Origin of the sequence: Algoriphagus sp. NBT04N3 (assembly GCF_019443765.1) — a bacterium.
In the GTDB taxonomy this organism is placed as follows: domain Bacteria; phylum Bacteroidota; class Bacteroidia; order Cytophagales; family Cyclobacteriaceae; genus Algoriphagus; species Algoriphagus ornithinivorans.
The window spans coordinates 3146637-3159614 of record NZ_CP048415.1; the positions used below are offsets into that span (position 1 = coordinate 3146637).

At 39.3% G+C, this 12978-nt stretch carries 13 protein-coding genes; 9 read left to right on the forward strand and 4 right to left on the reverse strand.

From position 1 onward, the window contains the following. Positions 1-34 precede the first annotated feature (34 nt). Complete coding sequence (locus tag GYM62_RS13600; protein ID WP_219956829.1) at positions 35-517, reverse strand: DUF4293 domain-containing protein; 483 nt, start codon at positions 515-517, stop codon at positions 35-37. Between the two features lie 102 nt (positions 518-619). On the opposite strand from GYM62_RS13600, the gene truA reads away from it, so the two are divergent. The 7 genes from truA (at position 620) to GYM62_RS13635 (ending at position 7172) form a co-directional block, all read left to right on the forward strand. Then, positions 620-1378 carry a tRNA pseudouridine(38-40) synthase TruA gene (truA, locus tag GYM62_RS13605; RefSeq protein WP_219956830.1) on the forward strand — a complete coding sequence of 253 codons (759 nt, stop codon included), beginning with the start codon at positions 620-622 and terminating at the stop codon, positions 1376-1378. 6 nt (positions 1379-1384) lie between these two features. Then, positions 1385-3157, forward strand: coding sequence for an ABC transporter ATP-binding protein (locus GYM62_RS13610; protein ID WP_219956831.1), 1773 nt, complete (start codon positions 1385-1387; stop codon positions 3155-3157). Between the two features lie 39 nt (positions 3158-3196). Beyond that, the gene (locus tag GYM62_RS13615; RefSeq protein WP_219956832.1) at positions 3197-3787 is read left to right on the forward strand and encodes a hypothetical protein; all 591 of its coding nucleotides are present in this window, start codon (positions 3197-3199) and stop codon (positions 3785-3787) included. Between the two features lie 2 nt (positions 3788-3789). Continuing rightward, the gene (locus tag GYM62_RS13620; protein ID WP_219956833.1) at positions 3790-4308 is read left to right on the forward strand and encodes a hypothetical protein; all 519 of its coding nucleotides are present in this window, start codon (positions 3790-3792) and stop codon (positions 4306-4308) included. 169 nt (positions 4309-4477) lie between these two features. After that, a complete protein-coding gene (locus GYM62_RS13625) occupies positions 4478-5005 on the forward strand; it encodes a hypothetical protein (protein ID WP_219956834.1) in 528 nt (175 codons plus the stop codon). Positions 5006-5111: 106 nt separating this feature from the next. Then, positions 5112-6137: a uroporphyrinogen decarboxylase gene (hemE, locus tag GYM62_RS13630; protein ID WP_219956835.1), complete on the forward strand. Its 1026-nt coding sequence runs from the start codon at positions 5112-5114 to the stop codon at positions 6135-6137. 294 nt (positions 6138-6431) lie between these two features. Further along, a complete protein-coding gene (locus GYM62_RS13635) occupies positions 6432-7172 on the forward strand; it encodes a DUF6733 family protein (RefSeq protein WP_219956836.1) in 741 nt (246 codons plus the stop codon). Positions 7173-7334: 162 nt separating this feature from the next. On the opposite strand, the gene GYM62_RS13640 is transcribed toward GYM62_RS13635, so the two are convergent. Next, the gene (locus tag GYM62_RS13640) at positions 7335-8147 is read right to left on the reverse strand and encodes an MOSC domain-containing protein (RefSeq protein WP_255590383.1); all 813 of its coding nucleotides are present in this window, start codon (positions 8145-8147) and stop codon (positions 7335-7337) included. Between the two features lie 541 nt (positions 8148-8688). Here GYM62_RS13640 and dnaK point away from each other — a divergent pair. Together dnaK and GYM62_RS13650 are read left to right on the forward strand one after the other, a co-directional pair. Continuing rightward, positions 8689-10608, forward strand: a complete 1920-nt coding sequence (gene dnaK, locus GYM62_RS13645; RefSeq protein ID WP_219956837.1) for a molecular chaperone DnaK — start codon at positions 8689-8691, stop codon at positions 10606-10608. Between the two features lie 115 nt (positions 10609-10723). Continuing rightward, on the forward strand, positions 10724-11098 hold the full coding sequence (locus tag GYM62_RS13650; RefSeq protein ID WP_219956838.1) for a co-chaperone GroES family protein: 375 nt from the start codon (positions 10724-10726) through the stop codon (positions 11096-11098). A 37-nt stretch (positions 11099-11135) separates the two neighbouring features. Here GYM62_RS13650 and GYM62_RS13655 read toward each other — a convergent pair whose 3' ends face one another. Both GYM62_RS13655 and GYM62_RS13660 read right to left on the reverse strand, forming a co-directional pair. Then, on the reverse strand, positions 11136-11498 hold the full coding sequence (locus GYM62_RS13655; protein WP_219956839.1) for a hypothetical protein: 363 nt from the start codon (positions 11496-11498) through the stop codon (positions 11136-11138). A gap of 288 nt (positions 11499-11786) precedes the next feature. Further along, complete coding sequence (locus tag GYM62_RS13660; protein ID WP_144603873.1) at positions 11787-12959, reverse strand: porin; 1173 nt, start codon at positions 12957-12959, stop codon at positions 11787-11789. Positions 12960-12978: the final 19 nt, after the last annotated feature.

The following is a 12978-nucleotide window of genomic DNA, read 5'->3' on the forward strand; positions in this document are numbered from 1 at the left end:
AAGCCCTGAAAAATTTAAGTTTCAGGGCTTTCTTTTATCTAATCCGATCAACAGACCTGACTAGAGCCTCATCTTTTCTAATAAATCGATTGGCTAGCATATTAAAGACCATTGCAGCCAAAATAACCCAAAAACCTAACTGATAGCTGCCTGATTCTACTGCATTGATTGCTGAGTTGATTCCATTTGTTGTAAGAAACACGGCAACAACCAAGCCTACCATAATCAAACTATTGATCATGTTAAACATCATCTGACGGGTTCGATTCTTGTATTGAAAAATTGAAATCAAAGCTAATAAACCGGCAAATGAAGCTAATGTGGCAATATACCACTTGGAAGAGGATTGAATCACTTCTCCGGTAGAGTCTAAATTATTCAACACAAAGGCAGTTAACTCCCAGGAATCTGCAGTACCTGAGCCAGTTTGGTTTTGTACCCAAAGAGTTGAACCAATAGTCACTCCCATACAGATGACTACCAAGAAAAGAAATATGGTTTGAACGCGCTGAATCATTTTTCTATAATTTTTGGCAAAGAAAAGCCCAAATCCCCGCTTTCACAAGGAAAGCCTTATGGAAGCTATCGGAATCAGGCAGGAATTGTATCTTTGCGCCTTATGAGCAGGATTCAGCGATATTTTCTGGAATTGAGTTACCATGGAGGTCCTTTTCATGGTTGGCAGATTCAACAAAACGCCTTTACGGTGCAGGAATCCATCGAGTCTGCCCTGAGCACCTATTTTAAAACACCCATGACTATCATGGGAAGCGGAAGAACTGACACCGGTGTTCATGCCAGCATGCAAGTTTGTCATGTGGATATTCCTCATGGATTTGACCGGGAAAAATTACTCAAAGGACTCAATGGAATTCTTCCTAAGGAAATTGCCATTCATTCGATTAGGAAAGTTACTGATGATGCACATGCCCGATTCGACGCGATAGAGAGATCTTATGTTTACAGGATGATTTTCAGAAAAAGCCCATTTTTAGATGAATTTGCGTGGACTTCTTTTTTCACTCCTGATCTCCAGAAAATGAATGATGCAGCTTTAATTTTACTGAATTATGAGGACTTCGAATGTTTCAGTAAAGTCCATACTGAAGTCAATCATTTCAGATGTCAAATAAAACAAGCCCACTGGGAACAAAAAGACGGGGAATTGTTATTCCATATAACCGCTAATCGTTTTTTACGTGGCATGGTACGGGCGATTGTCGGAACTTTAGTGGATATAGGTTTGGGAAAAAAGCCAGTGGAATCAATGGATGAAATAATTCAATCCAAAGATCGAAACAAAGCTGGAAAGGCTGCTCCGGCAAAGGGGCTATTCCTGAGCAAAATCGTATATCCGGAAAATATTTACTTAGATTAGCATACCTTGAGCTTACAGAAAGAAAAAGAATCATCCGGCGAAATAGTCGACACCAAAGTACTGAGGCAGCTTTATCAATACGTAAAGCCTTATAAGGCCCAATTCTATTTTTTGGTATTCTTGACTATTGCTTTAGCCCTTTTGGCCCCAACAAGACCCTATTTTATTCAAGTCGCCATCGATGACTATGTAGCAATTGGAGATAGTCAGGGACTGATTCGAATGATCTACATTTTGGTGGGTCTGATGATTTTACAGGCTATTGTTCAGTGGGCACACACCTATTATTCAGGCTGGATCGGTCAAGTGATCATCCGAGATTTAAGAGTTCGACTCTACAATCACTTATTGAAATTAAAATTGAAATTTTTCGACAATACTCCTATCGGTAGATTAGTTACTAGAAATATCTCCGATATAGAAACGCTGGCCGATGTATTCAGCGAGGGACTTGCTGCTATTATTGGTGACCTTCTTCAGTTAGTAACCATTTTAGGAGTGATGTTCTATATCGACTGGAAGCTTACATTAGTCAGTTTATGTACACTGCCATTGATGATCATTTCGACCTACATTTTCAAAGAGAAAATTAAGGTGACTTTCAATGATGTGAGGAATGCTGTTTCTAACCTCAACTCATTCCTTCAGGAGCACATCACGGGGATGAATATTGTACAGATTTTCAACCGGGAGGATAGAGAGTTTGAAAAATTCAAAGAAATAAATCGCGAGCATAGAAGAGCGCATATTCGATCAGTTCTATACTATTCCATTTATTTTCCGGTTGCTGAAATCATCCAAGCTATCGGTATTGGATTAGTGGTATGGTATGGAGCTGTGGGAGTTTTGGGCATGGAACTCCAAATAGGCGTTTTGATTTCCTTTATCATGTATTTACAGCTTTTTTTCCGTCCAATTCGGATGATTGCTGATAGATTCAATACACTTCAAATGGGTGTGGTGAGTTCTTCCAGAATCTTCAAATTGCTGGATAGCAAGGAACATATTGCTAATGAAGGGAATTTCAGCCCTGAAAAAGTCAAAGGAGATATTCAAGTCAAAGATCTTTGGTTTGCTTATGTTGATGAAGATTATGTATTGAAAAATATCAATTTCGAAGTAAAACCAGGGCAAACGGTAGCACTGGTCGGAGCTACAGGGGCTGGGAAATCTTCTATTATCAATTTGCTTTCCCGCTTTTATGAAATCAATAAAGGCTCCATTACCATCGACGGAACAGATATTCGGGAATTTGAATTAAGCACTTTAAGAAAACACATAGGGGTTGTATTACAGGACGTGTTCCTTTTTTCCAATACCATTTACTACAACATCACTTTAGGCAATCCCAATATCAGTAAAGAGCAAGTAATGGAAGCAGCTGAAATGGTTGGTGCAAAGAAATTTATTGAGCGCCTTCCAGGAGGTTTGGATTACAACGTAATGGAAAGAGGTGCGACTTTGTCAGTTGGGCAGCGTCAGCTGATATCCTTTGTCCGAGCAATGGTATATAATCCTGAAATCATCATCTTGGATGAGGCGACATCTTCTGTAGATACCGAGACAGAAGAACTAATTCAGGAGTCTATAGAGAGGATGATGAAAGGGAGAACCTCCATTGTCATTGCTCACAGGCTTTCCACTATTCAAAAGGCAGATAAAATTATTGTCTTGCATAAAGGTGAAATAGTAGAGCAGGGAACGCATGATTCTTTACTGAACCAAGGTGGCTATTATACCCAATTGCATCAAATGCAATTGAAAACGATGGCTATTTAGCCCGAATTTTGCTTAGAAGTTCAAAAACCAACTATTATCGTGAAATACAGATTAGTAACACTTTTATTTCTGTTGCCTTTTTTTGCTATGGCACAGGAAAGAGGAGCAGGCGTTCGCCTAGGAGAACCATTTTCTTTGACTTACAAAGACTTCTTTGATGACTACATTTCCTGGGAACTGATGGTCGGAAGCGGAGGAGTCAATGGAAACTCTTATTATCAGAGAGATTTTGAAAATAATCCTCCTGCATCCAATGCCTTTTATATTGGTCACAGTGCCAAAAAAGGAGCATCAATCCACGGAAGAATAGCTTTGCATGAAGACATCACAGATATGTTTGAAATCACTGAAGGCTATCTTTTAAGTTATGCAGGGATAGGCGCCCAATTGCGCTCCACAAGAGTAAATTACTCCTACAGCCAAGGCCAGGTCGGAGGTCCCGGATTAGTACCAAGAACAGAAGAAAGAAGCAATATTGATTTTGGGCCTGAGTTATTCGGGGGAGCGGAATATTATTTCAGTGAAGCCCCTATTTCAGTTTTCGCAGAGGTAGGATTCTTTTTGGAGCTGTTGGATAGAGTGGGCCATATCAAAGGTCAAGGCGGGATTGGAGTTCGATACTTATTCTGATTATGGCAAAGAAGGTTTTTGTAATTCTATTGGTTCTTCTTTTTCTAGGGGCTTCAGCCTATTACGTTTTTGTAAATCTTGGAGGAAAAAATCCAATTGAAATTACTTGGGAGCAAAAAACGCCTCCACCTCTCAGCGGAATCTATTTTGTAGGCATACCTCAAGATGAGAAGCTTGCAGAAGCCTTTAAGGAAATGGAAGGGCAAAAAAACTTACGTCCAGGATCTAGCCTTCATACCATCTATGAAGTGGAGCCAGCAGGTAAATTAGACACGATGAAAGTATTCATCGGATTAAATCAATCGCTCACAGGCGAGAAATATGAAACCCGGATTTTTACTGAATCAAGCTATTTACTTGCTACGATTAGGGGAAATAAATGGGTGATGCCTGGACCGGAAACTGTGAAGGAGGAATTAAAAACTTATGCTGACTCTGCCAACCTGACTTTGACCGGAATATATATTGACCAGATAATTTCCGAAAGTGAGGTAAGAGTTATCGCTCCAGTTAAGGAGTAAATCTCCTCTTAAGGATTTTTAACCAACTTTCTATCCCAAAATTTCGTGTTAAAGATTAAATCAATTACCAAATAATATTTTAATAAACTAAACTATTTTGAACAAGAGTTGCGTCTCTAAGTTTTCGATCTAGTTTAAATTCTTTTAATCACTTAACCCATAATTAAACATGAAAAGACTTAGCGCAATTTTCAGCCTTATAGCCTTATTGGCTTTTCAGGCATGTGAAGGTCCAATGGGACCTCCAGGACCTCCAGGATTGGATGGTTTAGATGGAGTAACTATTGTAGGGAAAGCCTTTGAATTTGGGGGTAATTTTACATCCGCCAATGATTACCAAATTTCATTCACATTTCCTTCTGCCAATTTAGCAAGTGATAAGGTCTTGGTTTACTTATTAGTGGGAGAGTTTGAAGGTGAAGATATTTGGAGACTAATGCCTCAAACTTATTATCTGGACAATGGTATTTTGGTTTATAATTTTGACTTTACCCGAAGAGATGTGATTTGCTTCTTAGATGGCGCAATTGATCCTTCCACTTTAGGTTCAGATTTCACCCAAAATCAAATTTTCCGGGCAATTGTAATTCCTGCAGATCCTGCCAACTTTAGAATGGACTACTCGGATTACTCAGCTACTATGGAGTATTATGGGATAGAAGAAGAGGATTTTATAAAAACCTATCCTAGAAATTAAAAACAACTGTGCACTTTAAAGAAAATTAGGACCGGAACTTGATTCCGGTCTTTTTTTATGAGTAAGAATTATCTGCCAAATATTATTTGCTTCCTATCTTTGCACCATGCAAATCCAAAACGATCTGCTGCTGAGAGCAGCAAAAGGTGAAAAAGTGGAGAGAACTCCTGTTTGGCTCATGCGCCAGGCAGGTAGAATTCTACCTGAATACAGAGCCGTAAGAGAATCTGTTTCCGGTTTTATCGAATTAGCGCAAACTCCAGAGCTAGCGGCTGAGGTAACCATTCAGCCTGTTGATCTTTTGGGAGTGGATGCAGCAATCATTTTTTCAGACATTTTGGTAATACCGGAAGCGATGGGATTACCTTATGAAATGGTAGAGAAAAGAGGACCTTGGTTTCCAAACACGGTGAGCTCGGCTTCTGATCTTCAAAAACTTCGGGTTGCCGATGGAGCAAATGACTTGAGTTATGTTATCAAAGCCATAGAAATCACCAAAAAAGAGTTGAATGGACGAGTTCCTCTAATCGGATTTGCAGGAGCACCGTGGACAATTTTTGCCTATATGGTTGAAGGAAGTGGCAGCAAAACTTTCTCCAAAGCTAGAGCGATGCTCTATACAGAGCCTAAATTATCGCACCAATTGCTTCAGATGATTACTGACAGTACTGTCAACTATCTCAAAGCTCAAATTCAAGCAGGTGCAGACTTGGTTCAGATTTTTGATAGTTGGGCCGGAATATTAGGACCAGAACAATATGAAGAGTTTTCCCTTCGATATATCCGACAAATCTGTGATGCAGTAAATGAAGTTCCTAAAACAGTTTTTGCAAAGGGAGCCTTTTTCGCAAGAGAAGCCATGGGGAAATTAAACTGTGAAACCATAGGCTTAGATTGGAATATGGGGATTTCTGAATCCAGAAAGATGATTGGAGAAAATAAGACCTTACAAGGAAATCTGGATCCTGCTGCTCTATATGGCAACCCAGACCAGGTAAGAGCCACCACTATACAAATGATGGAGCAATTTAAAGGCGGCAGACATATTGCAAATTTAGGACACGGAGTATATCCAGACATAGACCCTGAAATGGTTAAAGTATTTATCCAAACGGTGAAAAGTTTTTCTTAAAAAAATATACTCAGTCAGAATAATCGCCCCAACTCAACTTGAGTTTGGGGCTTTTTTTTCCCATCTATTCATTTTGTATTGAAATAATCCTCCTTTGAATTATGAAATAAACAGTAAATCGAACAAATAATGATTATTTGATAATATATGGTTATTTTTTTTACCATATTTTTTAAAAAAAGTTGTATTTATTATTTTTTTGGTTTTAAATTCAACCTGAATTAGAAATCATTCTGCTTTTTCTATGATTTTCAGTTCAAATTGAAACTTTTACTAAAACAAACCTTTAAACTTATGAAAAGAAGACTTTCTCTAAGGTCAGCCATAGCTGGGCTTGCTATGGCAGCAATTCTTCTTCTGTCTGGAATTAACAAAGCTCAGGCTCAAGAAGAAAAAGAATTTAATTTTAGTGCCAGCCTAAACTCAGATCAGTTTTTTGGCTTTTATCCAACCTTCGCTGGTTCTTATGGTTTTTCGGATAAAGCGAGCTTTACCTTTTATGGAATCCTTTGGTCAGGTGGTACTGGAGGTGGATGGGGAAACTGGACGGAATTTGGCATTGGCGCCAACTTTACGGTGTCAGAGGGGATCAATATCAACCCTCAAATAGGTGTTCTTGGTGGTAATTTATTAAGCTCGGGAGCCGATGGACCAGCAGTTTTTGGAGATGGGATAGTACCTAACCTTACTATAAATCTTAACAAAGCTAAGACTGAAGGTCAATTATACTTCGGGTATTACGCTCCTCTCAGAGATGAAACCTTTGCAAATGGAACCACTTTGTCTTTTATCCATTACTGGGTAAATTATGGTTTTAAAGCAAACAGCTTTCTATCCCTTGGAGCTCATTACGAGCACTTAATCAATTCAGGCGGATCCAATGTCGCTGAATCTACCGATGTATATCAATGGCTTGGTCCCTATATTCAGTTTGCAGATCCAAAAGGCGGACCTTTTGCGAGGTTTTCTTTCGGAACTGACTTGGTAGAAGGTAATGATTCATTTTTCAAACTTACTACTGGGTTTTCTTTCTAAAAAAAGCAGTTTTTGAAAATAGAAATACAACCCATTAGGTACTTCATTTCCTAAATCACTTGGGATCTGTAACCTTCAAAAAAGACAGTCTTAGCTTAAAAAAGCCCCAATTTCACTGATTGGGGCTTTTCTATTTGTCGGAAAATTGAAGGAACCACATACTCAGGAAGAAATTACCTGAACTGAATCACCGATTTTGAGAATACCATGAGATAATGCCACCATATTTTGCCCGAAAAGAACTTTGCTATTGACAGTTCTATAGCTTGCTAGAGTTTTAAGAGGTTCCTTACTTTTTGTTGCATTTTCCTGATCTATGGTAGTCATCACACAGCGGGCACAAGGTTTCACTATTTGAAAATCGACCTCGCCTACCTTAAGCGTCTTCCAAGAATCTTCCTCATAAGCTTTGGCTCCACTGAAAACCAAGTTAGGTCTAAACCTATCCATCGGCACCGTCCTTTCCAGCCGGGTGTTGAGATCATCCAAGGACTCTTGTCCTATCAGCAAATACGGCATGCCATCTGCAAAACTGACAGACTCATTTTTGACAGCGTACTTAGGACTCACAAGTCTATGTGTGGTTTCAGGCATTTTGACCAAATGAACCCCCATGCCCAATTTTTCGGAAAACCATCTATCGATATTCGGATCTAATTTTTTGGCGAGCATGGTATCATCCCATACTACTACTTCCACTGACTCATATCCTTCTAAAATTAAAGGGATTTGAATGTAATCCTCAGGTCTTTCTGAAGAATATACTTTCAGAAAATCAGATTCCAACTGTACTTTCAACAAGGCCAATCGGGGATATTCTCTCTGAGTGACAAACCTTCCCTGAGGATCAATCAGCATCCATCTTCTGTCAAATTCAAATCCTCTCTCCTCCACCCGACAGACCTCCATTCGAATTCCTCCCAATGATTTGATGGGATATATATAAATATCCTGTAGAAAAATACCCTGACTCATATACGTTTTTTTAACCCTTTAAGATAAAACAGGTTTGGCTGAGAATCTTCTTCTCCAGCCTACATTTTTTAAAAGCGAAAGTTGAAATCAAAACAGCCTGTGTTTGGAAAAAGGCACTATTTGCTAAAAACCGTGAACAATATTCGTTTAAAGTTTAAAAAATGATAATCAGGAATCCAGCTTTCCCAAGTCTCCCAATTACATAAATACATCTGGAACAACTCCCTAATGCTCCAAAATGAGAACCCTAGAAGCAAAACAAACATCCACTTAGCTTTTTCCGATTTGAAGGATCTAAAAATTACTTTTCTCATAATCTTAAGATGCTATGTAGCGAATGAAAGTTGCATGGCACAATATTTTTTTTGCCTGTCATAATCTCAGCCAAATTCCGAGTTGTCTTGACAAAAACTGAAAATCCAGCTAAAAAATTGTCTTATTTTCTGCCATTGTGACACGAATAAAAGAAAAATATGGGCTGGCATAAGCATTGAAGATAGGGAGACGTATTAATTCAGCAACTAAATTAAAATTTATAATCATGGGAAAAATTATAGGCATTGACTTGGGTACCACCAACTCCTGCGTAGCTGTAATGGAGGGTAACGAGCCTGTAGTCATCCAAAACAGTGAAGGAAGAAGAACCACTCCATCAATTGTGGCTTTTCTTGACAATGGAAATGGAGAGCGCAAGGTGGGTGATCCTGCAAAGCGTCAGGCAATTACCAACCCGGGCAATACCATTTCCTCCGTAAAGAGATTTATGGGTAAGAAGTTCTCTGAAGTATCAGAAGAGAAAAAACACGCTTCTTATAAAGTAGAACAAGGATCAAACGATACAGTTGCCGTAAAAATCGGTGACAGATCATATACTCCTCAGGAAATTTCTGCGATGATTCTTCAAAAAATGAAGAGTACAGCAGAAGACTTCTTGGGACAGGAAGTAACAGAAGCGGTAATCACAGTACCAGCTTACTTCAATGATGCAGAGCGTCAAGCTACGAAGGAAGCCGGTCAAATCGCTGGTTTGGAAGTAAAGCGTATCATCAACGAGCCTACTGCAGCTGCATTGGCTTATGGTATGGATAAGAAAAACCAAGACATGAAAATCGCAGTGTATGACCTTGGTGGTGGTACATTCGATATTTCAATTCTTGAATTGGGTGACGGCGTATTTGAAGTAAAGTCTACCAACGGTGACGTACACTTGGGTGGTGATGACTTCGACCAAGTAATCATCAACTGGTTGGCTTCTGAATTCCAGGCTGAAGAGCAAATCGATTTGAGAAAAGATCCAATGGCTCTTCAGAGATTGAAAGAAGCAGCAGAAAAAGCAAAGATTGAATTATCCAGCTCTTCATCTACAGAAATCAACCTTCCTTACATTACTGCCACTCAGTCAGGCCCTAAGCACTTGGTAAGAAACTTAAGCAGATCTAAGTTCGAGCAACTTTCTGAGGATTTGGTTAAAAGATCTATGGAGCCATGTAAAAAGGCTTTGGCAGATGCAGGAATGTCTCCATCTGACATAGATGAAGTAATCTTGGTAGGTGGTTCTACCAGAATACCAAAAATCCAAGAAGAAGTAGAGAAATTCTTCGGCAAGAAACCTTCTAAGGGCGTTAATCCTGATGAGGTAGTAGCTATCGGTGCTGCTATTCAAGGTGGTGTCTTGACTGGAGAAGTGAAAGATGTATTGCTATTGGATGTAACTCCTCTTTCTCTTGGTATCGAAACCATGGGTGGAGTAATGACCAAATTGATTGAAGCAAATACGACTATTCCAACCAAAAAATCAGAGGTTTTCTCTACAGCGGCTGACAATCAGCCAGCAGTAGATATTCACGTCCTACAAGGTGAGAGACCATTGGCGAAGGATAACAGAACTATTGGTAGATTCCAGTTAACGGATATTCCGCCAGCACCAAGAGGGGTACCTCAAATTGAAGTTACTTTTGATATCGATGCGAATGGTATCCTGAATGTGTCTGCTAAAGACAAAGGAACTGGCAAAGAGCAAAAGATTAAAATCGAAGCTTCTTCTGGTCTTTCTCAGGAAGAAATCGACAGAATGAAGAAAGAGGCAGAAGCAAATGCAGCTGCTGATAAAGCTGAGAAAGAAAAAATCGACAAGTTGAACCAAGCTGACAGCTTGATCTTCCAAACTGAAAAGCAGTTGAAAGAATATGGTGACAAACTTTCTGAAGGTAACAAAACTGCCATTTCAGGAGCACTTGACACTTTGAAAGCCGCTCATCAGTCTCAAGATTTGGCTGGAGTTGATTCTGCCATGGAAGGTTTGAATAAGGCTTGGGAAGCAGCTTCACAAGAAATCTACAATGCAACTCAGGGAGCTGGAGCTCAGCCGGGTGCTGATGCAGGAGCTTCATCTGGAGCAGAAAATTCCGGTGACGGAGTTTCTGATGTAGATTACGAAGAAGTAAACGAAGACAAGAAATAATAAACTAAACCAACTTAGGCATCCGTCATTGGCGGATGCCTAATCCTTTTAAGAGCCAAGGATCAAGATGATAGTATCTCGACTCTTGGCTTTTTTCATCAATAATCATTCGATTATGCAACTCACGGCAGACAATAAATTGAAAAAGCTAATTGTAGTGGGGGATAGGGTATTGATTCGCCTGAAAAAACCCAACGAAAAAACAAGCACCGGACTTTATCTGCCTCCTGGAGTTCAGGAAAAAGAAAAAGTTCAACAAGGCTACATCATAAAGGCAGGCCCGGGATATCCCATTCCTATGCCTACAGATGATCATGAACCCTGGATGGAAAATGAAGAAAAAGTAAAGTATGTCCCTCTACAGGCAAAAGAAGGAGACTTAGCCATATTCCTTCTTTCTGGGGCTCACGAAGTAATGTATGAAGGAGAAAAATACTTTATAGTCTCACAGGCATCCATCTTGATGCTGGAAAGAGAACAAGACCTATAATTAAAAAAAGCTCGGTATATAAACCGAGTTTTCTTTTTTAATGCCACCAGAGTTTTTTCTTCCTCATGGATTTAGGCTCAATATAGGATGCCTTTGAATTAACCTGAATTTTTTGAGTTTTCTCCCAGACCTTTCTGTTTTTAGCTTCGAGACCTTTAGGATTGTTTATTTCCGATCTAGTTCTAATCTGAAGTTTTGCCGACTCAGAATTCCACTGCTTAAAATTTTTAGCTTCTGATCCGGTTAGAGTTTGAGGAGAAGAATGGAAAACAACTTTGAGCGACTTATCTTGGGTTTTCCAGACTTTAGCATTTTTGGCTTTAGGTCCTTTGGATAAGCTTTGTGCTTGAGCGAAACCTAGGATGCAAAAGGCTGATAGAAAGAGCAATAACTTTTTCATATCTGTATATTTGGGATGTACAAAGATATACAGCAGAAAAAAGAAATTGTTTCACTTTTCAGTATTTTTTCTTCAAAAAATCCGATCATTAGAAATTAAATTTTAAAAAATGTTTAAAAACTTATTTTCTGTTCAGTTTTAATTTCATCCTAATTATTGAAAAATCGCAGCATTATTGTTGGTTCATCATTCCATTTGATCCGAAAATCCTAAAGAAATTATGAAATAAAAAAAACCGAGGCGAAAATCACCCCGGCTTTCATACAACAATAGACCCTGTTTATTAGCTTAAAATGCAAATACTGCAGCCAGTAAAAACGAAGAAAGATTTTTGGTTGCAGCCAAATCTTTATTCATAAAGAATTCATTTCCCATGGTATCCAATCGGATTTCAGGGATTAGGGTCAAATTCTTGCCAATTTTTGCATTCCCTGAAAGAGTCACCGCAAATACATTTCCATCACCGGAACTATCTAATCCTACAACACCGTCCAACCCTGAGTTGAATACGTTGAAGTACTCACCTCGTAAGCCCAAGGCAAATTTTTCAGAAGTTGTAGCTTGCAAGTAGCCCGCAAATCCATAAAAACCATAACCATCACCTTCGGAGTCTTGCACGTCCGAACCACTGAAAAACTCTCCAGAAGAAGTGGTGTTATAGGTGGTATTTACACCTAAATACACGGCATCAGTTAGATTAAAGCCCGTAGTCAAATCTACCTGAAAGGTATTTCCTCCGGAAGTTTGCCCGGACATTAATGATCCGTCGTTGCTTAGTTTCCCGTCCTGATCTCCGTACACCACATTCAAGAATGTACTTCCCGCATCAGTTGAATACCCCAACTGAGCTCCTAGCGTATAGGTCCCATTTAGGTTAAACTCCGTCATATCTGTTGGATTCATCACAGCGGCCATGAAAGAAAATTTATCAGAAAGTGCGATATCAGCCTTCAAGCCTGTATGAGAGAAAGGTCCATAAGAAAACATGTAGGAAGTCGAGTAATTAAAATTTCCAGTCGGAGAAATCACTTCGTATCCCAAGAAGGTGTTGAAGTTCCCCAAAGTGAAAGTCACTTTGTCACTCGCATTCCAATAGACGTACATCTGATTGATAATCTGGGAGCTTCCAGCCATTCCTCCTGCATAAAGTGGAGATCCAAAAACGGCGTCTTCGCCTCTTGGGCCGAATACTAAATCAACCACAGCTCCAATCTTATCGCCCTCATAAGTGGCTATAATATTTGCCATACCCAATGAAAATCCAGGGAGATTTCCGAAAGAAGTGGCCGGAGCCATGATGTTTTCACCTTTATTAGGTGCATTGAGATTAGTTCTGAAATACGCATCAACAGAACCGGAAAGTGTCAAAGCGGGAGGAGCTTTTTCAGTTTCTTCTTGAGCAAAAGATACATGGAAGGAAGAAACAACTATGCATAGGATTAGTAGTAATGTATTTTTCATTTTAATTTTGAGTGTTGGT